The sequence below is a fragment of the Streptomyces brevispora genome (assembly GCF_007829885.1).
Taxonomy (GTDB): Bacteria; Actinomycetota; Actinomycetes; order Streptomycetales; family Streptomycetaceae; genus Streptomyces; species Streptomyces brevispora.
Map to the genome: position 1 here is coordinate 3967991 of NZ_VIWW01000001.1, position 23107 is coordinate 3991097.

19 protein-coding genes are annotated in these 23107 nt (G+C 72.0%); 11 read left to right on the forward strand and 8 right to left on the reverse strand.

Annotated features, from left to right (window positions below):
• Positions 1-160: 160 nt before the first annotated feature.
• From FHX80_RS18605 to FHX80_RS18625, 5 genes are all read right to left on the reverse strand, one after another.
• Positions 161-937 (reverse strand): succinate dehydrogenase iron-sulfur subunit, encoded by a 777-nt coding sequence (locus tag FHX80_RS18605; RefSeq protein WP_145765200.1) that lies wholly within the window; start codon positions 935-937, stop codon positions 161-163.
• On the reverse strand, positions 937-2691 hold the full coding sequence (gene sdhA, locus FHX80_RS18610) for a succinate dehydrogenase flavoprotein subunit (protein WP_145765201.1): 1755 nt from the start codon (positions 2689-2691) through the stop codon (positions 937-939). The genes FHX80_RS18605 and sdhA overlap by 1 nt, the downstream gene beginning before the upstream one ends.
• Before the next feature lie 29 nt (positions 2692-2720).
• Positions 2721-3194 carry a succinate dehydrogenase hydrophobic membrane anchor subunit gene (locus tag FHX80_RS18615; protein ID WP_145765202.1) on the reverse strand — a complete coding sequence of 158 codons (474 nt, stop codon included), beginning with the start codon at positions 3192-3194 and terminating at the stop codon, positions 2721-2723.
• Between the two features lie 5 nt (positions 3195-3199).
• Positions 3200-3580 carry a succinate dehydrogenase, cytochrome b556 subunit gene (gene sdhC, locus FHX80_RS18620; RefSeq protein ID WP_145765203.1) on the reverse strand — a complete coding sequence of 127 codons (381 nt, stop codon included), beginning with the start codon at positions 3578-3580 and terminating at the stop codon, positions 3200-3202.
• 220 nt (positions 3581-3800) lie between these two features.
• Positions 3801-4310, reverse strand: coding sequence for a 2-oxo-4-hydroxy-4-carboxy-5-ureidoimidazoline decarboxylase (locus FHX80_RS18625; RefSeq protein WP_145765204.1), 510 nt, complete (start codon positions 4308-4310; stop codon positions 3801-3803).
• Positions 4311-4637: 327 nt separating this feature from the next.
• On the opposite strand from FHX80_RS18625, the gene FHX80_RS18630 reads away from it, so the two are divergent.
• The 6 genes from FHX80_RS18630 (at position 4638) to FHX80_RS18655 (ending at position 10512) form a co-directional block, all read left to right on the forward strand.
• Positions 4638-6245 carry a beta-N-acetylhexosaminidase gene (locus tag FHX80_RS18630; protein ID WP_145765205.1) on the forward strand — a complete coding sequence of 536 codons (1608 nt, stop codon included), beginning with the start codon at positions 4638-4640 and terminating at the stop codon, positions 6243-6245.
• Positions 6246-6438: 193 nt separating this feature from the next.
• Positions 6439-7239 carry a DUF4328 domain-containing protein gene (locus FHX80_RS18635; protein ID WP_145765206.1) on the forward strand — a complete coding sequence of 267 codons (801 nt, stop codon included), beginning with the start codon at positions 6439-6441 and terminating at the stop codon, positions 7237-7239.
• A 147-nt stretch (positions 7240-7386) separates the two neighbouring features.
• Positions 7387-7956, forward strand: coding sequence for a hypothetical protein (locus FHX80_RS18640; protein ID WP_145765207.1), 570 nt, complete (start codon positions 7387-7389; stop codon positions 7954-7956).
• A gap of 38 nt (positions 7957-7994) precedes the next feature.
• Complete coding sequence (locus tag FHX80_RS18645) at positions 7995-8441, forward strand: hypothetical protein (protein ID WP_145765208.1); 447 nt, start codon at positions 7995-7997, stop codon at positions 8439-8441.
• Positions 8442-8506: 65 nt separating this feature from the next.
• Entirely contained in the window at positions 8507-9331 is an 825-nt protein-coding gene (locus FHX80_RS18650; protein ID WP_145767373.1) for an RNA polymerase sigma factor, read from the forward strand.
• Entirely contained in the window at positions 9331-10512 is a 1182-nt protein-coding gene (locus tag FHX80_RS18655; protein ID WP_145765209.1) for a hypothetical protein, read from the forward strand. The genes FHX80_RS18650 and FHX80_RS18655 overlap by 1 nt, the downstream gene beginning before the upstream one ends.
• A gap of 299 nt (positions 10513-10811) precedes the next feature.
• Here the strand turns inward: FHX80_RS18655 and FHX80_RS18660 are convergent, their stop codons facing one another.
• A complete protein-coding gene (locus tag FHX80_RS18660; RefSeq protein ID WP_145765210.1) occupies positions 10812-11726 on the reverse strand; it encodes a L,D-transpeptidase family protein in 915 nt (304 codons plus the stop codon).
• A gap of 143 nt (positions 11727-11869) precedes the next feature.
• On the opposite strand from FHX80_RS18660, the gene FHX80_RS18665 reads away from it, so the two are divergent.
• Together FHX80_RS18665 and leuE are read left to right on the forward strand one after the other, a co-directional pair.
• Positions 11870-13450, forward strand: a complete 1581-nt coding sequence (locus FHX80_RS18665; RefSeq protein ID WP_145765211.1) for an acyl-CoA mutase large subunit family protein — start codon at positions 11870-11872, stop codon at positions 13448-13450.
• A gap of 51 nt (positions 13451-13501) precedes the next feature.
• The gene (gene leuE, locus FHX80_RS18670; RefSeq protein ID WP_145765212.1) at positions 13502-14170 is read left to right on the forward strand and encodes a leucine efflux protein LeuE; all 669 of its coding nucleotides are present in this window, start codon (positions 13502-13504) and stop codon (positions 14168-14170) included.
• A gap of 49 nt (positions 14171-14219) precedes the next feature.
• On the opposite strand, the gene FHX80_RS18675 is transcribed toward leuE, so the two are convergent.
• Positions 14220-15641, reverse strand: a complete 1422-nt coding sequence (locus tag FHX80_RS18675) for an FAD-dependent monooxygenase (protein WP_145765213.1) — start codon at positions 15639-15641, stop codon at positions 14220-14222.
• Between the two features lie 38 nt (positions 15642-15679).
• On the opposite strand from FHX80_RS18675, the gene FHX80_RS18680 reads away from it, so the two are divergent.
• Entirely contained in the window at positions 15680-16324 is a 645-nt protein-coding gene (locus FHX80_RS18680) for a TetR/AcrR family transcriptional regulator C-terminal domain-containing protein (RefSeq protein ID WP_145765214.1), read from the forward strand.
• Between the two features lie 3 nt (positions 16325-16327).
• On the opposite strand, the gene FHX80_RS18685 is transcribed toward FHX80_RS18680, so the two are convergent.
• Positions 16328-18844, reverse strand: coding sequence for a YfhO family protein (locus FHX80_RS18685; RefSeq protein WP_145765215.1), 2517 nt, complete (start codon positions 18842-18844; stop codon positions 16328-16330).
• A gap of 300 nt (positions 18845-19144) precedes the next feature.
• Between FHX80_RS18685 and FHX80_RS18690 the strand changes: the two genes are divergently transcribed.
• Entirely contained in the window at positions 19145-20689 is a 1545-nt protein-coding gene (locus FHX80_RS18690; protein ID WP_145765216.1) for a helix-turn-helix transcriptional regulator, read from the forward strand.
• Entirely contained in the window at positions 20686-23034 is a 2349-nt protein-coding gene (locus FHX80_RS18695; protein ID WP_145765217.1) for a glycosyltransferase, read from the forward strand. The genes FHX80_RS18690 and FHX80_RS18695 overlap by 4 nt, the downstream gene beginning before the upstream one ends.
• The last annotated feature ends 73 nt before the right edge of the window (positions 23035-23107 follow it).

A 23107-nucleotide genomic window follows, 5' to 3' on the forward strand; every position in this document is an offset into this window, starting at 1 on the left:
ACTGTGCGCCCCGTGACTGCTGCGACGTGGGCGGCGAACCGGTGTCCGGTTGTGCACGACGGTACCGCCACGCGCCGCCCGGCGCAGCCAAGAGGCCCCGCCTCCCGCAGTGTTCGTGCGGAGTGCGGGGCCCTGGACCACTACGGGTGCGGCCGGACGGTCAGAAGCGACGCGTGATCAGCGCGCGCTTGACTTCCTGGATCGCCTTGGTGACCTCGATGCCGCGCGGGCAGGCGTCCGTGCAGTTGAAGGTGGTGCGGCAACGCCACACCCCGTCACGGTCGTTGAGGATCTCCAGCCGCTGCTCGCCGCCCTCGTCGCGCGAGTCGAAGATGAAGCGGTGCGCGTTGACGATGGCCGCCGGGCCGAAGTACTGGCCGTCGTTCCAGAACACCGGGCACGAGGACGTGCACGCAGCGCACAGGATGCACTTGGTGGTGTCGTCGAAGCGCTCGCGGTCCTCGGCGGACTGCAGACGCTCGCGGGTCGGCTCGTTCCCCTTGGTGATGAGGAAGGGCATGACGTCGCGGTAGGCCTGGAAGAACGGGTCCATGTCGACCACGAGGTCCTTGAGGACCGTGAGGCCCTTTATGGCCTCGACCGTGATCGGCTTCTCCGGGCTCAGGTCCTTGATCAGCGTCTTGCAGGCGAGCCTGTTCTTGCCGTTGATCCGCATGGCGTCCGAACCGCAGATGCCGTGCGCGCAGGAGCGGCGGAACGTCAGCGTTCCGTCGGTCTCCCACTTGATCTTGTGAAGGGCGTCGAGGACACGCTCCTTCGGGTCGATCTCGATCTGGAAGTCCTGCCACTCGGACTCCTCGGAGACCTCCGGGTTGAACCGGCGGATCCGGAACGTGGCAGTGATGTAAGGGGAGTCGGCGAAGCCCGCCTCGGGCTCGGGAGCCTTGTCGGCCTTTTCCATGGTGGGGGTAGCCATCAGTACTTACGCTCCATCGGCTGGTAGCGGGTCTGGACGACCGGCTTGTAGTCCAGCCGGATCGACTCGGTGCCGTCGTCGGCGACCTCGCGGTACGCCATGGTGTGGCGCATGAAGTTGACGTCGTCGCGGTTCGGGTAGTCCTCGCGGTAGTGACCGCCGCGGGACTCCTTGCGGGCCAGCGCGGAGGTCGCCATGACCTCGGCGAGGTCGAGCAGGTTGCCCAGCTCGATCGCTTCGAGCAGATCCGTGTTGAACCGCTTGCCCTTGTCCTGGATGGACACGTTGAGGTAGCGCTCGCGCAGTTCCGCGATCTTGTCGACCGCGGTCTTGATGGTCTGCTCGGTGCGGAACACCATCACGTTGGCGTCCATGCACTCCTGCAGCTCCAGACGGATCGCCGAGACCCGCTCGTTGCCGGTGGAGTTGCGCAGCCGCTCGACCTGGTCGATGACCATCTGCGCCGGGTTCTCGGGAAGCTCGACGTAGTCGTTCTTCGCGGAGTACTCGGCGGCGGCGATGCCCGACCGGCGCCCGAAGACGTTGATGTCGAGGAGCGAGTTGGTGCCGAGGCGGTTGGCACCGTGCACCGAGACGCAGGCGACCTCGCCCGCGGCGTACAGGCCCGGGACGACGGTGGTGTTGTCGGCCAGCACCTCGCCCTGGACGTTGGTCGGGATGCCGCCCATGGCGTAGTGCGCGGTCGGCTGGATCGGGATCGGGTCCGTGTAGGGCTCGATGCCGAGGTACGTACGCGCGAACTCGGTGATGTCCGGGAGCTTGGCGTCCAGCTGCTCCGGCGGCAGGTGCGTCAGGTCCAGGTAGACGTGGTCGCCCTCGGGACCGCAGCCGCGGCCCTCGCGGATCTCCGTGTAGATGGAGCGGGAGACGACGTCACGGGACGCGAGGTCCTTCATGACGGGCGCGTACTTCTCCATGAAGCGCTCGCCGTCCTTGTTGCGGAGGATGCCGCCCTCACCGCGGGCGCCCTCCGTCAGCAGGATGCCCATGCGCCAGATGCCCGTCGGGTGGAACTGGAAGAACTCCATGTCCTCCAGCGGCAGACCGCGGCGGTACGCGGCGGCCTGGCCGTCACCGGTCAGGGTGTGCGCGTTCGACGTCACCTTGAAGAACTTGCCGGTGCCGCCGGAGGCGAAGATGATCGACTTCGCCTGGAAGACGTGGATCTCGCCGGTCGCCAGCTCGTAGGCGACGACGCCCGCGGACGTCTTGACCCCGTCCACCTCCTGGAGCAGCAGGTCCAGGACGTAGAACTCGTTGAAGAACTCCACACCCTCCTTGACGCAGTTCTGGTACAGCGTCTGGAGGATCATGTGGCCGGTGCGGTCCGAGGCGTAGCAGGACCGGCGGACCGGGGCCTCGCCGTGGTTACGGCTGTGGCCGCCGAAGCGACGCTGGTCGATCTTGCCCTCGGGCGTGCGGTTGAACGGCAGGCCCATCTTCTCCAGGTCGAGAACGGAGTCGATGGCCTCCTTCGCCAGGATCTCGGCGGCGTCCTGGTCGACCAGGTAGTCGCCGCCCTTGATCGTGTCGAAGGTGTGCCACTCCCAGTTGTCCTCCTCCACGTTGGCGAGCGCGGCGGCCATACCGCCCTGCGCGGCGCCCGTGTGGGAGCGGGTGGGGTAGAGCTTGGTCAGCACGGCGGTACGGCTGCGCTTGGTCGACTCGATGGCCGCGCGCATGCCGGCGCCGCCGGCGCCGACGATGACGGTGTCGTACTTGTGGATCTGCATGGTTTACCTCTGGTCTTCGGGCCCGGCGCCTAGCGGATGTTCGGGTCGAAGGTGAAGATCACCAGCGTGCCCAGCAGGACGGTGAACACCGTGGCGGTGTACAGCAGCATCTTCAGCCAGAAACGGGTGTTGTCCCGTTCGGCGTAGTCGTTGATGACCGTACGGAGACCGTTGGCGCCGTGCAGCATGGCGAGCCACAGCATCGCCAGGTCCCACATCTGCCAGAACGGCGAGGCCCAGCGGCCCGCCACGAAGGCGAAGCCGATCTTGGACACGCCGCCGTCCAGCACCAGCTGGATCAGCAGGTGGCCGATGACCAGGACGACCAGGACGACACCCGACAGGCGCATGAAGAGCCAGGCGTACATCTCGAAGTTGGTGCGCGAACCCTTGGGCGTCTTGCCGGTCCGCGCACGCGGGGGCTCGATCACAGGGGCCGGATTGTCGACATCGTAGAGGCTGACGCCTTCGACTGCGCCGATCGCGGAAGTCTCGGTGGACATGGGCCTCAGCTCCCGAAGATGGCGCGGACGGCGTGGCCGAGGACGGGGTACAGGGCCCCGACCATGAGCACGATCCAGATGCCCAGCACGGTCCAGAGCATCTGCTTCTGGACGCGCGGGCCCTTGGCCCAGAAGTCCACGGCGATGATGCGGAGACCGTTCAGCGCGTGAAAGAGAATCGCGGCCACGAGGCCGTATTCGAGAAGCGCGACGGGCCATGTCTTGTACGTGGCCACGACCTCGTCGTAGGCCTCGGGGGAGACACGGACGAGAGCGGTGTCCAGGACGTGTACGAACAGGAAGAAGAAAATGAGGACACCGGTGACTCGATGAGCCACCCAGGACCACATGCCTTCCCGGCCGCGGTACAGCGTTCCAGCCGGCACGGAAGAACCCTCCGGGAGCGGGGATTGGGGTCGGCCGGCTTGACTGTCGGTCTGACCCGGCCAGGTACGGTCCACCGGCCCCGGCCATCGTAGCGACGGTTTGTCGGTTCGTTCGCGCCGGGGCCTCTGGTGTGATCAAAGTGGCAATCAATCAGGCACGGACGGGCTAGGCCGGGGCGTGTTCCCGGGCCCGGGCCGTCCCTGGCCCGCCCGAAACCCGTTACGGACTCGATACCAGCCCGATGATGCGGCCCCGGGCGAGTCGCCGCAGCTCGTCCGCAGTCACCACCCGTTCCTGGTCGGGGTCGTGGCCCAGCCGGGCCCGGATGCCGGCCAGCACCTGGTCCGGGCGTTCGACGGGCCGGACGCCGTCGAGGCAGATGACGAAGACGTGACCGAAACGGCTCTCGTACGCGGCGTGCGCGGCGGCCAGCGCGAGATGGGCGGAGCGTGCCGCGTCGGCGGGCAGCGCCGGGGAGTCCTCGGCGACGAGCGCCTCGGCGCGGTCGGCGGGGGAGAGGTCGTAGTCCGCCTCCTCGGCGGCGGCGAGCAGCGCGCCCAGATCCGGGTAGGGGCGGTGGGCGGCCAGTCGCTGCGCCCAGCGCCGGCTGCCGAAGCAGTCCAGCAGGGCGGCCTCGACGTCGACGGCGGGCGCGGTGTTGAGACGGTGCAGGCCGAGGCCGGGCGGACCGGCCCGGCCGGGTACCGGGCCGTGGCTCTGCAGAGGCACGGCGGTCCGTCGGGCGGGCCGGTGCGGTTGCCCCGGGAGACCGGCGTGGGACTCGCTGGACCTGGACAGCGTGGGCTCCTCGAATCAGCGGCATCTGTGAACCTGGGGTGAGGGGGGATCGGTGTGACCAGGTGGATGCAGGGTGAAGGGAGAGACGAATGTGTCTCAAAGCTAGCGAGGCCGGGCAACCGCCGTCCGACGGATGCGCGAATTTCACCCGGACGGGAGAGTTTCGGGATGACTGATGGACAAAGACAGCGAGGAGAATGCCCGGCTATCTCCCTACTTCCGCCCTCTTCCCCACTGAAAACCGGAGGTTTCTGACCGATGTCGCTCTCACGCGGCGCCCTCGCGGCCGGAGCGGCCGTCACCGCGGTGGCCGCGGTGACGCTCACCGTCGTCCTGTGGCCCGACAGCTCCGACACCGCGCGCCGGTCCGTGGCCGAGGCCTCGGCCCGGGCCTCGTCCGCCGCCCCCACGCCCTCCCCGACCCGGAGCTATCCGCTGTCGGGGACGCCCCGCACCATCCCCGCCGTACGCGAACACACCCCCGCCCACGGTCCCGGCTGGCGGCCGGGCAAGGGCAGCGCGGTGGTGATCGCCGACGGCAGCGAGGGGCTCGACGACGAGGGGCGGCTGCTCGCGGACGAGCTGAAGATCGGCTACCGGGGCGAGGTGCCGGCCCGTGCGGGCGATGTGGAACTGGCCCTGACCCCGTCGGCCAAGGGCGGGCCCGAGTCGTACACCCTCAAGGTCCACGACGGCCGCGTCACGATCAGCGGGCCCGGCGAGGCGGGTGTCTTCTACGGGACCCGCACCCTCAAGCAGTCGGTGCGGGCCGACGGCCTCATGCCCGAGGGCGAGGTGAGCGACCGCCCCGACCGGCCGCAGCGCGGGTTCAACCTCGACATCGCGCGCAAGTTCTACAGCGTCGCCTGGATCGAGGACCGGCTGCGCGAGATGGCCGACCTCAAGCTCAACCAGTTCGGCCTGCACTTCTCCGACGACCAGGCCTTCCGCATCCAGTCCGACACCCACCCCGAGGTGGTGTCGCCCGAGCACCTGACCAAGGCACAGGTGCGGCAGATCGTCGCGCTGGCCGGCCGGCTGCACATCCAGGTCGTACCGGAGATCGACTCGCCGGGCCACCTCGGCGCGGTCCTGCGCGCCCACCCCGACCTCCAGCTGCGCAACGTGTCGGGTGTGGCCTCCAGCGGATCGCTCGACATCTCCAAGCCCGGAGCGGCGAAACTCATCGACGAACTCCTCGGCGAGTACACGGAGCTCTTCCCCGGTGAGTACTGGCATCTGGGCGCCGACGAGTACCTCGCGCTGATGGCGCGGGACCCCGCCGCCTCCTATCCCCAGCTGCAGCGCGCCGCCGTACAGAAGTACGGGCCGCAGGCGGGGATCGCCGACCTCGCCACCGGCTGGCTCAACGACCGCGCGGCGGTGGTCCGTCCGCACGGCAAACAGCCCAAGGCGTGGAACGACGGCCTCTTCCGCGGCGGCGTCGTCCAGGCGGACAAGAACATCGAGGTCGAGTACTGGACGGGCAAGGAGTACGGGGCCCGGCAGCCGGAGGAGTATCTGAGCGAGGGCCGCCGGGTGGTGAACCTCAACGACGAGTTCCTCTATTACGTGCTCGGCCAGCCCAACAACTTCGTCTACCCGACCGGCCAGCGCATCTACGAGCAGTGGACCCCTCTCGTGCTGCGCGGCACCACCCCCGTCCCGGCGCGCTATTCCGGCCAGATCCTCGGCGGCCGGTTCGCCGTCTGGGGCGATCTGCCGAACGCCCAGACCACGGAGCAGGTGGCGCAGGGCATCAGGATGCCGTTGCGGGCGACGGCCCAGAAGCTGTGGGACCCGGCGAAGCCCACGCTGAGCTGGGACGGTTTCCGGGCGCTGGCCGGGGAGATCGACAAGGGCTGAGCACCGCACCGCGGCAGCGTGCCGGGCCGGGGGCACCGGAATTGCTGTGGACAGGGTGGTGGCCCGGGTCTATGTTCCTCAGGCCGCGCGCCCCGGGGAGGAGCGCGCGCCTCTCACCTCCACTTCTCTCTCTTCGGCTTCTCTCAGCCGCGCCCGGAATCTCTTCGCGCCCACAACCCTGGGGGGTTGCTCCATGCTGTGCTCCACCTGCCGTACGAGACCACCGGTCACCGCCGACGGACGCTGCACGCCCTGTGCGCAGTCGGCCGGACCGGCCGGGGTCCAGGCGCCGTCCGCCCCGGTCTTCACCGCTCCACAGCAGTGGCTGCGGTCGCCCGACGGGCTCGCGAAGGCCGTCGTCGTGCTGCTGCTGAGCGTCGTCGTGGCGGACCTGCTGGCGGTGGCCTCGGACATCAACATCCGAAGCGTGCTCGGCGGCGGCATCGACAACGACTTCGCCGGATTCGACGACGCGGAGGCCGACCGCGCCGACATGTTCTACGCGGGCGCCGGCGTCCTGCAGCTCCTCACCACCCTTGCCACCGCCGTCGGGTTCATCATGTGGTTCCGGCGGGTCCGCGCGAACGCCGAGATCTTCGACGCGAGCGCCCACTCGATGCGGCCCGGCTGGGCCGTCGGTGGCTGGTTCGTTCCGGTCGCCGGGCTGTGGCTGCCGCGCCAAATCGCGGGCGGCATCTGGGTCGCGAGTGCCCAGACCAACACCGACGGCACCTGGCGCAACGTCTCCCACGCCCCGCTGAACCTGTGGTGGGGCGCCTGGGTGGCCGCGCTGCTGTTCGGCCGGTACGCCTCCCAGCAGGACGACCGGGCCGAGCTGCCGCAGGAGATCATGGACGCCGCCTCGCGGATGATGGTGTCCGATCTGCTCGACATCGTGGCCGCGGTCTTCGCGATCCTGTTCGTGCGCAAGCTGACCCGGATGCAGGGGGAGCGGGCCGCCATCGGCCCGTTCCCGCTCGGCACCGGGGCGTAGGACGCGTTCGCGGGCCGGTGGACCGGCCCGGGGAGGATGCGATTTCGGCCTCGTCGGTGACGCTTTTCGGCCATTCGGCGCTGAATGCGATAACAAGCGCTGCGTCCCCATGCGTCCTGGCACGGGGAGGGCGGACGGGAGACACCGATGAGCCTGCTGGAACTGATTGCCGCTGCTGATGAGCGGGGACTGACCGCGAGCGGGGCCGCCTGCCTCGACCGCTGCCTGCCGCAGCCCGCCGAGGGGGCCGAGCCCGATCCGCTGCGCCCGCTCTGGGCCGGCTGCGCGGACGGGGCGGCCTGGCCGGACCGGCTGGCCGAGTCGTGCGCGGCGCTGGACGCCCTGCCCGGTGCGGAGGAGACCGTCCAGCAGATCCGGAAGCTGCTCGGCGAGGCGCCGGCGGACCGGACGGGCGCGGAGCTGCGCGCCTGGGCGGACGCCTGCTCGGTGCTGGCCCTGGAGGTCCACCTCAGGCAGGACGCCGAGCGCCCCGGCCGGGCGGAGCTGGTGGGCCGCTGCCGGGCGGGCGACCCGCAGGGGGCGGGACCGCTGCTGGCCGGGGAGACCGCGCGCCAGGTCCGGATCCTGGAGATGCTCGCGGAGATCACGGACGAGGCCCCCGTCGGAGCCGGGCTGCGCCAGGTGCTGGACGTGTCGACGGAGGGGCAGCGGGTGCTGCGCGCCGCGGTCTCGCGACGCGCACGCGGCCGGGGCTGAACGGGGGCGGGCCCGGCCCGAATGGAGTCGGGCCCGGCGTGGACGGGGCGGGCCCGCGGTCGCTGACGCACTCCCCGCTGATCGCCGCCATGACCGCACCCGTGTCCACGCTCATCGCCTCGGCCGCCGGCTACGCCTTCGCCCGGATCCCGGTGCCCGGCCGCGGCGTCCTGCCGGCACTGGTGGTCGCCACCCTGATGATCCCCGGCTCGGTGACCTTCGTCCCGACCTTCGTGGTCGTCGGATCCATGGGCGGGCCCTGCGACCCGCGTATTGCCTGGCCAGAGCCGGGAAGGCCGGAACGACGACCGGGGCCGCCACCCCCCACAGGAGAGGCCCCGGTCGTCTTCCGCGGAGCCGCAGGACGGCCCCGTACTCATCTCAGCGCCGTGACCGCGATTTCTGTCACACCGCGCTCGGGTCGCAGAATGTTGCGGCTTGTACAAGTCATGGACGTGATGACCGCGAAGGACGTAGCGTGCTGAGTCGCGCAGGGTGGCGCGGCAGTGGTGACCAGCTGCGATTCGTGACAGCAGGGCAGGTTGAGGGAGTGCTGGGGGACGACGCGGGGCTTACCGCCGCGGTGCTCGCGGCGCAGGACGGGGACGAAGACGCCTTCCGTACTGTGTACCGCGCGGTGCAGCCGCGGTTGCTGGGCTACATAAGGACGCTGGTGGGGGAGCCGGACGCCGAGGACGTGGCGTCCGAGTCCTGGCTCCAGATAGCGCGCGACCTCGACCGGTTCAGCGGTGACGCGGACCGGTTCCGGGGCTGGGCGGCGCGGATAGCGCGTAACCGTTCCCTGGACCATCTACGGATGCGCGGCAGGCGGCCGGCGGTCGGCGGTGACGAGACGGAACTCTCCGAGAAACCCGCCGAGTCCGACACGGCCACCGAGGCGATCGAGGCCCTGGCCACCGGTCGCACCATGTCGCTCATCGCCCAGCTGCCGCAGGACCAGGCCGAGGCGGTGGTGCTGCGTGTGGTGGTCGGTCTCGACGCGAAGAGCGCGGCGCAGACACTGGGCAAACGGCCGGGTGCGGTACGCACCGCCGCCCACCGCGGACTGAAGCGGCTCGCCGAACTGCTGCGGGCGGACAGCGCGGACGGCATGGAGCATCCGGGGGACGGGGACGATCTGCCGGCCGCGGACCGCGCGGAGAGCGGCCGTCCGCACGGCGGCGCCCCGGCCGACGGGGTCGGTGTGCCCAGGGGGCCGGCCGACGCCGCGGCCCCGGCGCAGCCCCCGCGCGGCAACGCGGCAGGCCGGACGGCGGAACTCGGCGCCGTACCCGCGCAACGGCTTTCCCGCACCGGCCTGGTGGCGCCCGCCGGTGTGACGCATTCGCGTCTGTGGACGCAGAAGGACATGTGATGGCCGACGAGCAGGACGAATGGCTTGACAGGGAAGCGGCGGAGAGAATACTCCGCCGCGAACCGGTCGATCCTGCCGACGGCCGGCCGGCACCGGAGGCCGAGAGGCTCGCGGCCGCGCTGAACGCCGCGGCCCGGTCCGCCCGCCCGGCCACCGGTGAACTCCCCGGCGAGGCCGCCGCGCTGGCCGCCTTCCGCGCCGCCCCCCGTACCCGCTCCGCGGCCGCGCGGGCGGACCGGGCGCAGGCCGCGGGGGCGGACGGGATCGACGAGGCCGGCCAGCTCGCACCCGTACACATAGGCCGGGCCGCCTCCGGCAACGGGGCCGGTGCCGCGGGTTCGCGCGGCACCCGTCCGCAGCGCTGGAGCCGGCCCGTCCGCTTCGGCCTGGTCGCCTCGCTCGCGTGCTGCGCGATCGGCGGGGTCGCGGTGGCCGCCGGGACCGGGGTGCTGCCCGGCCCGTTCGGCCGGCACGACCCGTCGCCGGCGACCTCGGTGTCGGCAGCCGCCTCGCCCGAGGAGCTCGGCTCCGGCCTCACCGCCGACGACGGGACGCCCGAGCCGAAGTCCGGCTCCCCGAGCACGCGGAGCGCGTCACCGGACACCTCGGAATCCGCCCGCCCCGGCGGGAAGGCCGCCACCGGCCCCGGCGGCAGCGGCCCCACCGCCCCGGGCCCCGACGGCGGGACCGCCACCGCCACCGGACAGCCCCGAGACCCGGCGAACGGCTCCTCGGAGGGCGCCGGCGGCACGGATGACGGCGACGGCGCCGGACAGCCCGGCACCTCCCCGCCCGACACGTCCGGCAACTGGCGCGCCAAGACCCTGAAGGCCTGCCGTGACTACCGCGACGGCACGCTCGACGACGACCGCAGACGCCGCCTCGAAGCGCTGGCCAAGGGCGCCCGCAACCTGGACCGGTTCTGCGACCGGATGCTCGACGACGCCGACGGCCAGGGCCGGGGCAGGAACGGCGAAAACGGCGGCGATTCGGACGGCGACGGTGACTCGGACGGCGACTCGCCGGGCTCCGGTTCGGGCTCCCTCCCGTCGATCGGGTTCTCCGTCGCGTCCCCGCCGCCCCAGCAGCCGACCGCCGTCGCCGCCGGCACGGACCCCGGAACGGCGGACTCCAACGTCTCGACGCCGGCGGCGCCGGGCACCCCGGTCGAGGCCCGCTGACCCCTCGCTCCGCCCCGCCCGCGAACGGGTGTGACGTTTTTCGGCCGACAGGCGCAGTACGGAGTGAGCCGACTGGTCATCGGCAGCGTCCTGAGCCGGGGTTCCCCCCGTACCCACGGCTCGGCGCACTGGCGCGGGCGGGATACGTTCCCCCGGTCCCGCCCGCGCCCCTCAAGTCCTCCGGGTCCGGCCCGGCACTCACGGCCTTCCCCCGAGCCGCTCCCCGTGGACGCCGGCCACCAGCCGTGGACGTCGGCTGCTACCCGTAGACGACGACCGTTACCCGCAGACGTCGGTCGTTACCCGTAGACGACGACCTTGTCGCCGTTGTGGACCTGGGCGAACAGCGAGGCGATCTTCCCCTCGTCCCGGACGTTGACGCAGCCGTGCGAGGCGCCGTTGTAACCGCGGGCCGCGAAGTCCGAGGAGTAGTGCACCGCCTGGCCGCCGCTGAAGAACATCGCGTACGGCATGGCCGAGTGGTAGATCGTCGACACATGGTGCCGGGACTTCCAGTAGACGGAGAAGGTGCCTTCGCGGGTCGGCGTGTACTGCGAGCCGAACCGCACGTCCATCGACGAGAGGACCTTGCCGTCGATCATCCAGGACAGCGACCGGCTGTTCTTGCTGATGCAGATCACCCGGCCCGTCATGCAGCGCTTGTCCGGCTTCGCGACCGGGCGGGTGGTCGGCGGGTCCAGCTCCGCGGCCGTCGGCACGTGCGTCATACCGAGCAGCTTCTGCCAGGTGAGCGTGTCGGCCTTCCCCGTACGGGTCAGCCCGCGCTTGCCCTGGAACGACTGCACGGCGGCGACCGTGACGGTGCCGTAGTAGCCCGTGGGGCTGCGGTCGAAGTGGCCGATCTGGCGCAGCCGGGCCTGGAGCTCGCGCACCTGCTTGCCCTGCGAGCCGCTCGCCATCAGCACCTTGCCCTGCGGGTCGGGCGGGGGCGTGGACCTCGGCGGTGTGCTCGGCTCCGGGCTGCCGGACGGCGTCGCCGTCACCGTGCCGTCCGCGCCGGGCTTGGCGTCGTCGGTGGGTTCGGCGCTCGTCGGCGCCGGCGGCGCGGCGGACGGGGTGCTGCCCGCCGCCTGCGGTCCGCACCCGGTGGTCACCGCGGTCAGCGCGAGTACGGCGACTGCCGCGGTGGCCGCCGCGGCACCCCGGCCGCCCCCGTGCGCGTGGCCGCGCCCGGTCCTCTTGGTGCGTATCATCTCGGCCCCCTGGGTCTCCGGTATCTCATAGGACGGATTCCCGCTCCGCCCGGTTGCCGAATCCCGCGCATGATGAGGAAATCGTTAGCGGGCACCCGAGGGCCTCAGGTTTCCGCATCGGCTACCGGCGGGAGGCGCAGCGGATGACACGCGAGTCGGAGTCGGGACTGCCCATCGAGCCGGTCTACGGACCGGACGCGCTCGACGGATGGGACCCCGCGGAGAAACTGGGGGAGCCGGGCGGCTACCCGTACACACGCGGCGTGTACCCGTCGATGTACACCGGCCGCCCGTGGACGATGCGCCAGTACGCGGGCTTCGGCACGGCCGCCGAGTCCAACCGCCGGTACAAGCAGCTCATCGCCCACGGCACCACGGGCCTGTCCGTCGCCTTCGACCTGCCCACCCAGATGGGCCACGACTCCGACGCGGCCATCGCGTCCGGCGAGGTCGGCAAGGTCGGCGTGGCGATCGACTCGGTCGACGACATGCGGGTGCTGTTCGACGGGATCCCGCTGGACCGGGTCTCCACCTCGATGACGATCAACTCCCCGGCCGCGCTGCTCCTGCTGATGTACCAGCTGGTGGCCGAGGACCAGGGGGTGTCCGCGCGGCAGCTGACCGGCACCGTCCAGAACGACGTGCTCAAGGAGTACATCGCCCGCGGCACGTACATCTTCCCGCCGGGGCCCTCGCTGCGGCTGACCGCCGACATCTTCCGGTACTGCCGGGCCGAGATCCCGAGGTGGAACACCATCTCGATCTCCGGCTACCACATGGCGGAGGCCGGGGCCACGCCCGCGCAGGAGATCGCCTTCACGCTCGCGGACGGCATCGAGTACGTCCGTACCGCCGTCGCGGCCGGAATGGACGTCGACGACTTCGCCCCGCGGCTCTCCTTCTTCTTCGTCGCCCGTACGACGATCCTGGAGGAGGTCGCCAAGTTCCGTGCCGCCCGCCGGATCTGGGCGAGGGTGATGAAGGAGGAGTTCGGCGCGGAGAACCCCAAGTCGCTGATGCTGCGCTTCCACACCCAGACCGCGGGCGTCCAGCTCACCGCCCAGCAGCCCGAGGTCAACCTGGTGCGCGTCGCGGTACAGGGCCTGGCCGCGGTCCTGGGCGGCACCCAGTCCCTCCACACCAACTCCTTCGACGAGGCCATCGCGCTCCCGACCGACAAGTCCGCCCGGCTCGCGCTGCGCACCCAGCAGGTCCTGGCGTACGAGACGGACGTGACGGCCACCGTCGACCCGTTCGCGGGCAGTTACGCGGTCGAGCGGATGACGGACGACATCGAGGCCGCGGCCCTGGAGCTGATGCTCAGGGTCGAGGACATGGGCGGCGCCGTCAGCGCGATCGAGCGCGGCTTCCAGAAGAACGAGATCGAGCTCAGCGCCTACCGCGCCGCCCTGGAGACGGACAGCGCCGAGCGGGTCGTCGTCGGCGTCAACCGCTTCCGGCTCGACGAGGAGGAGCCGTACGAGCCGCTCCGCGTCGACCCGGAGATCGAGGCCCGGCAGGCGGCCCGGCTGACACTGCTGCGCGCCGAACGCGACCGGGGCGCGGTGGACACGGCCCTGGCCGCCCTGCGGAGGGCGGCCGCGGGAACGGACAACGTGCTGTACCCGATGAAGGACGCGCTCAGGGCCCGCGCCACGGTGGGCGAGGTCTGCGACGCGCTCCGGGAGGTGTGGGGGACGTACGTGCCGGCGGACGCGTTCTGACACCGGCACCCCGGGGCCGGGTTGTCGTACTCGCGTGCGACACTCCGTTTCATGCTGGGTGTCACTGACCTTCCGACCTATCTCGCCGGTCTGGTGCTGATCGTTCTGCTGCCGGGGCCCAATTCGCTGTACGTGCTGTCCGTCGCCGCCCGGCGCGGGGTGCGTACCGGCTATGTGGCCGCGGCCGGGGTGTGGACCGGGGACACCGTGCTGATGACGCTGTCGGCGCTGGGTGCCTCGTCGCTGTTGCGGACCACACCGGTGCTCTTCGCCGTGGTGAAGTTCGCGGGGGCGGGCTATCTGACGTGGCTGGCCATCGGGATGCTGCGGGCCGCGGTGTCCATGTGGCGCGAGCGGCACCGGCGGGTGGCCGAGCTGACGGGAGAGGGTGTGGACGGGGCCGAGGCGATGGGCGCCATGGAGCGGCCGTACCGCAGGGCGCTGGTGGTCAGCCTGTTCAACCCGAAGGCGATCCTGTTCCTGATCTCGTTCTTCGTGCAGTTCGTCGACCCGGGGTACGCCTATCCGGCGCTCTCCTTCCTGCTGCTGGGCACCCTGCTCCAGGCGGCCAGCTTCCTGTACCTGTCGATGCTGATATTCGGAGGCACCCGGCTGTCCGCCGCGTTCCGCCGCCGCAAGCGGCTCTCGGCGGGAGCGACTTCGGCGGCGGGTGTGCTGTTCCTCGGCTTCGCGGCGAAGCTCTCGCTCAGCAACGTCTGACCGGGCGGGGCCCGCCCGCACCCGGGCCCATGGCGGCGAAGGCGGGAACTCAGCCGAGCTCGACTTCGAGGCCCAGCCGTGCCAGGTATCCGGCGAGCCCGGCCGTGTCCTCGCCCGCCCAGCCGATGTAGCCGTCCGGCCGGATCAGGAACAGTCCCTTGCCGTACGCCTCGTACGCGTCCATGCGGTGCACCCGGACCGCCGGCCCCGCGGACTGCGGCGGGTCCGCTTCGGTGCCGACCGCCAGCAGCGTGAAGTGCGGGCCCCGGAAGACGTCGAACAGCCGCTGGTTGCCGGTGGGCCCGTCGGGGGCGCGGTCGCCGGCCTCCAGGACGCCCGCCCGGCCCGCCGACAGCGGGCCGCCGCGGTAGCCGATGCCCAGCTGCTGGGTGGCCGCGCCGCGCTCCTGCTCGCCGCGGTGGATACGGGTGGACAGGCCGAGCATCTCGGCGGCGATCGGGCGGCGCTCCTGTTCGTAGCTGTCGAGCAGGGCCGGGGGTGCGCCGTGGTTCAGCACCTGGCCGAGCTTCCAGCCGAGGTTGTACGTGTCCTGGACGCTGGTGTTCAGGCCCTGCCCGCCCGCCGGGGAGTGCACATGGGCGGCGTCCCCGGCCAGGAAGACCCGTCCGTCGCGGAACCGGTCGGCCAGCGCGGCGCGCGGCCGGAAGTCGGAGGCCCAGCGGAGCCCGGTGATGTCCCGCGCGTCCAGGTGGGTGCGTTCGGCGACGACCGCGCGCACCCCCGCCAGGGAGACGTCCGGCTCGCCCCGCTTGAACTGGGCGACCAGCTGGAAGTCCGCCGTGCCGGGCAGCGGGCAGAAGGAGACGAACCCGGAGTCGGTGTCCAGCATGTGCCAGTTGAGCCGGTCGAGCGCGTCCTCGGCGACCCGCACGTCGGCCACCAGCATCGGGGCCGGGTCCACCGTCTCGCCGGTCATCGCGATGCCCAGCGCCCGCCGCACCGTGGAGCGTCCGCCGTCCGCCGCGACCAGGTAGGAGGCGCGGACCGGGCCGGTGTTCAGCTGTGCGGTGACCCCGCCGGCATCCTGGCCGAGGCCGGTCAGCGCGGTCGAGAAGGCGACGTCGCCCCCGAGTTCGCGCAGCCGGGCCAGCAGGATCTCCTGGGTGCGCCACTGCGGCAGCAGCCACGGCTCCCCGTACGGCTCGGCGTCCGTCGGGGCCGTCACCCGGAACATGCGGTGTTCGCCCAGCCGCTCGCCGTTCCGCCACACCATCCCGACCGGCGCCGGACCACCGTGCTCGCGGACCGCGTCGCCGACCCCGAGATCGTCCAGGACCTCCCGGGTGCGGGGCTGGATGCCCTTGCCGCGTGAGCCAGGGAAGAGCGTGGGCGCCTGCTCCACGAGGAGGGCGGGCACGCCCCGGCGGGCCAGGTCGCAGGCGAGGGCGAGACCGGAGGGGCCGGCGCCGACGACGAGGACCCCAGTTTCCTTAACGGTGTTAAGTTTCATGGCTGGGAGTCTGCGCTTAACGCTGTTAAATTGTCAAGGTGGGTACAACGAAGATCGACCGGACACGGGTGGCCGACACGGCGCTGCGGCTGCTGAACGAGGTGGGCCTGGACGGGCTCAGCCTGCGCGCCATCGCCAAGCAGCTGGACGTCAAGGCGCCCGCGCTCTACTGGCACTTCAAGGACAAGCAGGCGCTGCTCGACGAGATGGCCACGGTGATGTACCGCCGGATGCTCGACGAGGACCTGCCCGGGCCGGCCCCGCAGAGCTGGCAGGACCAGCTCCTCGCGTACAACAGCGGGCTGCGCCGCGCACTGCTGCGCTACCGCGACGGGGCCAAGGTCTACGGGGGCGCGAAGTTCACCGGCACCGACCACGCCGACGGGCTCGAAGGCCATCTGCGAACCATGGTCGACGCGGGCTTCGAACTGTGGCAGGCGGTCCGGACGGGCACCACCGCGTACTTGTACACGATGGGCTTCGTCAGTGAGGAGCAGGGCGTCCGCCCGATGCCGGACCAGCGGCGCGAGGGCTTCGACGTCGGCGAACGCGCGCAACGGCTGGCGGGCCACCCGCTCGCGGCGGCGGCCGGTTCCGAGATCTTCGACCACTACGACGAACGCTTCGAGGACGGCCTGCGGCTGATCATCGCGGGCGTCGAGGCGCGCTACGGGGTGCGCTGAGGGTCACCGCCCGGGCAGGCCCCGCGCGCGCCGCCGCCGTATCCGGGCCAGGGCCGCCGGTGCGAGCGCCGTGGCGAGCAGGGCCGCCAGCGCGGCGGCCCCGGCGAACGTCCCGGCCCGCAGCCCCGGCGGCCGGAACGCGCAGTCCACCGTCGTCCGGCCGTCGCCGACCGGCGCCGCGACCAGGCCGAGATACGAGCCGGCCGGCCGCCCGTCGCAGCTCCAGCCCGCGATCCTGGGCGCGGCCAGCACCGCGACTCCCCGGGTTCCGGGCGGGAGTTCGGCGCGCACACCGCTGCCGGAGACGGTGACCCGCGTCGCGCCCGTGCGCTTCAGCCCCGCCACCGCCGAGGCCAGGCGCCCCGGGTCCAGGCAGCCGACGGCCTCGTGCGGAACGGTCCCCGCCCGTTCCGCCCGCAGCGTCACGGCGATCCGGCCCCCGCCCGGACCCAGCGGCAGCATCCCGGCCCGGCGGGCGGGCATGTCGCCCCGCAGATCGTTCGGTTCACCGGTGGCGCCCAGCCGGGCGGTGCCGAACAGGTCGGGCGCCCACAGGAACACCCGGCTGCCGGCCGGACAGCTCGCGCCTAGGGTGTACGTGCCGGGCCGCACCTCGTACGCGTACGGATTCCTGTCGGCGGCGGGGGCGCCGTCCGCGGACCGCAGCACGGTCGCCGGCCGCGTGTACACCGAGGCGCCGAGCAGCATCTCCTGGTTGCGGAACGGCGAGCGACCCCACCGGGGTGCTTCCGCCGACGGCCGCACCGTCACCAGCGGCGGGACGTCCTGCCGGGTCACGGTCACCGGCCGGTCGTCCGGGCGGTTCCAGACCTGATGCGGATCGCGCGGTGAGTGGACCCGGGCGCCGACCGAGAACACCGCGTCGGTCACCGGGTTGTCCAGGCCCTGCACGGCGCGGCCGCGCGAGGTCCAGCCGCCGCCCAGCGCGAGGAAGGTGCGGGTCGTCACGTCGGGCGTATGGCTGCTGTAGTAGGCCCCGCCCTGGCCGCCGACCACCAACGGGTCGTTGGCGGTGGTCTGCTCCGGACCCGGATCGGTGCGATAGCGCGGCCAGCCGTCGGCGCGGGCGACCGCCTCGGACTGGAGGCGCTGGCGCTCGCCCCAAGGCGCGTAGTCGTCGAGCAGCTTCAGCCGCTGCCGGTCGGCGTAGGCGGTGGTCGCGGCGGCCTGACCGGCCTGCGCCCCCGCCAGCAGCAGCACCGCGAGCGCGACGAACCTGCCCCTGCGCACCAGCGCGAGAGCGCAGACGGCCGCCACCAGGCCCGCGGCGAACAGCGGATACGTCCACCGGGTGACCAGCGCGCTGGGCGCGGCCGTGGCCGCGATCAGCGCCAGCACCCCGCCCCCGCCCAGCAGCGCCCGCCGGTCCGGCCAGGCGCGGGCGACCGTGCTCCAGGCGGCGATCACCACGATGCCGCAGAGCACGAACGTCTGCCGGAACGGGCTGCCGTTCGGCGTCGCGAAGGCGTGCCAGAGCAGATGCGTGGGCCCCCACTGCAACGACAGCGCGACCACGGCCACCAGCCCCGGCCACCCCCACCGCTCGGCGCGCGGCACGGCACGGTGGAAGGCCAGTGCGCAGGCCAGGAGCAGGGCGCCCGTGCCGAGGAAGACCGCCGGACTGAAGAAGCCGTACGTGGCGGGCAGCAGCCGGGCCGCGACATCCGGCCAGGCCGCCGGGGCGAACTCCCGGGTCCAGCCCGGATAGGCGTGCCGGGTGCCGAGGAAGACCGGCAGCAGGACCGGCGCGGCAATCCCGATGCCGAGCAGCACCGTCCGCACCGCGCGCACCAGACCCCGGACCCGTTCCCGCGAAGTCCCGTCCTCCAGCAGCAGCCGCACCACCAGCACCAGCGCCGCGCCGAGCGTGGCCATGTACGCGGTGTAGAAGTTGGAGACCCAGGCGAGCGTCACGAGAAGCGTTCCCAGTACCGGCCGCCGCGCGGTCCGCGCCCACTCGCCGGCCAGGCACAGCAGCGGGAAGGCGATCAGCCCGTCCAGCCACATCGGGTTGTACACGGCCTCGGCGACCGACCAGCCGCACAGCGCGTACGAGGCGCCGAGCACGGCCGCGAGCCACTCCCGGCCGCGGCCCCGGCGCAACGCGGTGAGCAGCCAGGTCATCGCCGCGGCCGCCGCCCCCGTCTTCACCAGGGTGACGACGTAGACGGCCAGGTCGATCCGGTCCCTCGGGAACACCCCGACGAGCAGGGCGAACGGGCTGCTCAGATACGTACCGAGGTCGGGCAGGAAGCTGGTGCCGAAGCCGGACCGCCAGTTCAGCAGCAGCCCGCCGTCCGCCCGCCCGTGCAGCAGATCCCACAGCCGGGCGTGGAACGGTACGAACTGATTGCCCAGGTCGTTCACGCTGCGGGTGCGCGGGCCGAACGGGTAGCCGCGGGCCATCGCGTCCCCGGCGCAGACGGTGACGACGGTGAGCACGGCGGCCAGGGCGGCGCCCCGGCCGCGCGGCGATCGGAGAAACGGCGGAGTCCTCATGGTGCGTCGAATATGTCACCGAACATCGTGAAATCCCTTGCGGGAAAGGGCGGTTCACCTGATGGTCCGCCGCCCTTCACACGGCCGTCCCCGCCGGGTCACCCGGTCCGCACGCCGACCCGGCGCACCCCGCACCCGCCGGGAACGGGTGGGAGTCAGCAGTTGTCCGTGCCGACAGGGGGAGTTCATCCCGCGGCCGTTCAGGTTTCCTAGCGTGCCACGGAACCCGGAACGGTTGACGAACATCCGCACCCCTCGATACGCCCCTTCCCCCACGGGCATCAGACGCTTTGGAGCGCCATGACGAAAGCCCGCACCCGCTGGCCACGGCAGCGTGACGCACAGGACCCGGTCCCGTCCGACGACGGCACGTCCCCTCCCGCCGCCGTCCGTCCGACGGACCTGGAGACCTGCCTGCGCGCCTGCGCCGCCCACAGCGGGAAGCTGGTCGCCGGACTCGACCGGCGGCGCACGGCGCTCGCCGAGGCCCTGCGAAACCTGCTGGCCACCCACGCCACCATGGAGCAGACATCCGCCGCGGCCTCCCCGGTCCCCCTGCTGCGGCGCACCTCCAAAGGTGGCCCCGGCTCCGCCCTGGTCCTTGGCGACCAACTGCTCGACCCGCTGCTCGCGGTCGGCAACAAGGCGCTGGACTGCGGTTACGAGGACGAGCTGAAGCTCGCGGTCCTCGTCACGGACACCGTGCTGACCCAGCGCCGACGCTCCCGGGCCGCCTGGCGGCTGCGGGCCCGTGTCCTGGAGGCGATCGGCGCGGAGGCCGACGCCGTCGAGGCGTACGAGCGCTACCTCGCCCTCACCGACGACGACGGCTTCGGGATCGCGGCGAAGACGGCCGGGCTGCGGGCCGGGGCGGAGCGCCAGGACGAGCTGCTGCGGATCCTGGAGCGGGACTGCCCCGAGGCCGCGGGCTTCGCCGAAGGACCGGTCACCGACACCTGGGCCGAGGGCCTGGCACTGCACGCGCGCGGCGACCGGAACCGGGCGCGGTCCCGGCTGATCGGCGCACTGCTGGCCCAGGACCGCTCCGGCGCGCCGGTGCCGGAGATCCAGGAGGCCCTGGCCCACTACCTCGGCCTCGCGCTGGAGGCCGACGGCGCGCCGGGCAGCGGCGGCACCCCGGCGGGCAACGGCGACCCCGCCCGCCTCACCGAGCTGATCGAGCTCTACGCCGGGCAGCGCCGGATGCGGATGCGCGGCCCGGTGGCCGACCCCACCTTCGGCGGCGTCGAATGGACCACGCTCGGCGAGTTCCGCAACCACATCGCGGGCAAGTCGATCTGCCTGATAGCCAACTCGCAGCGGGTCGGCGCCGGTTCGATGGGCGCCGAGATCGACGCGTACGACCTGGTCGTCCGCTTCAACTCGTTCCGGATCGACCCGGCGGCCACCGGCAGCCGTACCGACATCCACGCCACCATCCACAAGCACGGCTTCAACTGGGACCGGAAGGTCCACACCCGGCTGGTGTTCGGCGGGATCTCCGGCGACTGGAAGCACTCGCTGCGCACCCGGCTGGTGCCGGGCGCCCAGCAGTATCTCGGCGACGAGTCGCTGCGCTGGCCGCTGCGCGACATCGGCAAGGTCGGCACGGACGCCTGGCCGGCCATCCCCACCAGCGGCTTCAACATGCTCTGGCTGCTGGACCACCTGGACGTCAGCCCCCAACTCGACCTGATCGGCTTCGACTTCTACGAGAGCGGCGCCTACCGGCTGCCCGCCGCGATGAAGATGCCCATCACCTCCGTGCACGAGTACACCAGCGAAAAGGCGTGGGTCATGGAACGCGCCCAGAGCGTCACCGATACGAGGATCCGACTGCGATGACGACGACGCACCCCGCCGGCACCCCCGCTCCGACAGCCTCTCCCGCGCCCGCCAACGCGCTCACCGGCAAGCGCCGGGTCGCCTTCGCGAGCTTCGTGGACGAGAACTACCTGCCCGGCTTCCTCGCCCTGCTGCGCAGCCTCGCCCTGTCCAACCCGGCCCTCTGCGAGGACTTCATCGTCCTGCACGACGGGCTGCGCCCCGCGTCCGTCGCCCGGATCCGGGAACTGCACCCGCGTATCGACTTCCGCCGGGTCGACGCCGCGCACTACGACACGTACGCCAAGGGCGACCAGGACAACTACCTGGTGCGCAAGGCCTACTTCATCCTGGACGTCTTCCGGATACGCGACTACGACACCGTGATCACCCTGGACACCGACATGGTGGTACTCGGCGATCTGGACGAACTGCTCGGGCTGCGCGAGGGACTTGCCGCCGTTCCGCAGTTCTTCTACGGGCAGCACAAGCTCAACAGCGGGCTGCTGGTCATCCAGCGCGAGTATCTGAGCGACGCGTTCTGCGCGCGGATCGACGAGGTCGGCCGCAACGGCGCATACGAGCTGGACAAGCACGACCAGGGCATTCTGAACGCCGTCCTCGACGGCGACTTCGTGCAGCTCGACTCCCGCTACAACTTCGTCAAGCGGCGGCTCTCCGGCGACCTCCCGGTGCCCGACAACACCGCGATCCTGCACTTCACCGGCCGGCACAAGCCCTGGCAGGGCGGCGAGGCCGGGTACGGGCTCGCCGAGGACCGCTGGCGCGAGTCCGAGCTGTCCGACGCCGAGTTCCACGCCTCGTACCTGGCCCTGCCCGGCGCCAAGCACCACGACCTGCTGGTACACTACGGCACCCCGCACGTCCGCCGCACCGCCGACCCCGACAGCGCCCGCCGGGTCGCCGCCGCACACATCGGCGCCGGCGAGTACCAGGAGGCGGCCGAGCTGCTCGGCTCGGTCCGGATCCCCGTCGACGAGGCCTGGCCGCACGAGGTGCTCGGCCACGCGCTGATGAGCGTCTCCCGCTACGAGGAGGCCCGCGCCCAACTGCTGCTGGCCACCGCGGCGCCCAACCGGGCCGCCACCGCCTTCTCGCGCCTCGCCCAGATCGCCTGGATCCACGGCGACGACTCCGGCGCGGCGCGGTACGCACTCGAAGGGCTCGGTGTCGACCCGACGCACCGGGCGAACCGGCTGATGTACAAGCGCACCAGGGACGCGGAGGCCCCCGCCCAGGGACCGCCCGCCGACCAGCTCGCACACGTCGCGTTCTACATGGACCGGCAGGGCAACGCCGGGGACAAGCTGCTCCCGGAGAGCGTCCGGCTGGCCTTCGGCCGCGACACCGGCCCGGCTCGCTGGCACTCCGTCCACGCCCACCGGCTGTTCGACGAGGCCGCGCTGGAACGGGTCAACGCCCGCCGCGCACTGGTCATCGGCGGCGGCGGCCTCTTCATCCCGGACACCGCCCCGAACGGCAACAGCGGCTGGCAGTGGAACGTCCCCGACGAACTGCTGGAGCGGATCGACGTACCCGTCATGGTGTACGCGGTCGGCTTCAACGCCTTCGACGGCCAGGCCTACGGCCACGGCCGGGAGCGGTTCCTCTCCTCACTGCGCAAGCTGGTCGAGCGCGCCGCGTTCTTCGGGCTGCGCAACCACGGCTCCATCGAGAAGGTCCGCGAGCTGCTGCCGTCCTCGCTGCACGACAAGGTCCGCTTCCAGCCCTGCCCGACGACCGTCACCCGGCAGCTGGTGGACGGCTGGACCGACCCCGCGCGGCGCGACGACACCGTGCTGATCAACGCCGCGTACGACCGATCGGGGCTCCGCTTCGGCCACGACTACGGGCACTTCCTCGCCGAGATGGCCACCGCGGTGAAGGGGCTCGGCACCCGGGCCGAGGTGAAGTGCGTGGCCCACTCGCTGGACGACGAGCGGATCGCCTTCGACCTGCGGCGCGAACACGGCATCGCGCTGCCGGTGATCCCGATGTACGACTTCGGCAACGACGAGATCCGGGACACCTACGCCCGGACCAGGCTGGTCATCGGGATGCGCGGGCACGCGGGCATGATCCCGTTCGGCTGCGGCACCCCGGTCATCAGCCTGATCTCGCACCCGAAGATGGCGTACTTCCTGTCCGACATCGAGCGGCCCGACTGGGGCATCTCCGTCCACGACCGGCACCTCGGGGCACGGCTCGTGGAGCGGGCGGCCGGGATGCTGGACGACCACGCCGCGGCGGTCGCCGATGTGCACGGGCGCCAGCGGGAACTGTGGAAGGTCACCGAGGCGAACGCCGCGGACCTCCGGCTGATCCAGGCGGGCGTACGCGTCTGACGGCACGACGGGAGGGGGCGGGACGCCGACCGGCGCCCCGCCCCCTCCCGCGCTGTCACCACCCGCCGGACCG

Coding starts and splice junctions, on each gene's coding strand:
- FHX80_RS18605 (WP_145765200.1), bottom strand. CDS start 937: ATGGCTACCCCCACCATGGAAAAGGCCGACAAGGCTCCCGAGCCCGAG.
- sdhA (WP_145765201.1), bottom strand. CDS start 2,691: ATGCAGATCCACAAGTACGACACCGTCATCGTCGGCGCCGGCGGCGCC.
- FHX80_RS18615 (WP_145765202.1), bottom strand. CDS start 3,194: ATGTCCACCGAGACTTCCGCGATCGGCGCAGTCGAAGGCGTCAGCCTC.
- FHX80_RS18630 (WP_145765205.1), top strand. CDS start 4,638: ATGTCGCTCTCACGCGGCGCCCTCGCGGCCGGAGCGGCCGTCACCGCG.
- FHX80_RS18635 (WP_145765206.1), top strand. CDS start 6,439: ATGCTGTGCTCCACCTGCCGTACGAGACCACCGGTCACCGCCGACGGA.
- FHX80_RS18640 (WP_145765207.1), top strand. CDS start 7,387: ATGAGCCTGCTGGAACTGATTGCCGCTGCTGATGAGCGGGGACTGACC.
- FHX80_RS18655 (WP_145765209.1), top strand. CDS start 9,331: ATGGCCGACGAGCAGGACGAATGGCTTGACAGGGAAGCGGCGGAGAGA.
- FHX80_RS18660 (WP_145765210.1), bottom strand. CDS start 11,726: ATGATACGCACCAAGAGGACCGGGCGCGGCCACGCGCACGGGGGCGGC.
- FHX80_RS18665 (WP_145765211.1), top strand. CDS start 11,870: ATGACACGCGAGTCGGAGTCGGGACTGCCCATCGAGCCGGTCTACGGA.
- leuE (WP_145765212.1), top strand. CDS start 13,502: ATGCTGGGTGTCACTGACCTTCCGACCTATCTCGCCGGTCTGGTGCTG.
- FHX80_RS18675 (WP_145765213.1), bottom strand. CDS start 15,641: ATGAAACTTAACACCGTTAAGGAAACTGGGGTCCTCGTCGTCGGCGCC.
- FHX80_RS18685 (WP_145765215.1), bottom strand. CDS start 18,844: ATGAGGACTCCGCCGTTTCTCCGATCGCCGCGCGGCCGGGGCGCCGCC.
- FHX80_RS18690 (WP_145765216.1), top strand. CDS start 19,145: ATGACGAAAGCCCGCACCCGCTGGCCACGGCAGCGTGACGCACAGGAC.
- FHX80_RS18695 (WP_145765217.1), top strand. CDS start 20,686: ATGACGACGACGCACCCCGCCGGCACCCCCGCTCCGACAGCCTCTCCC.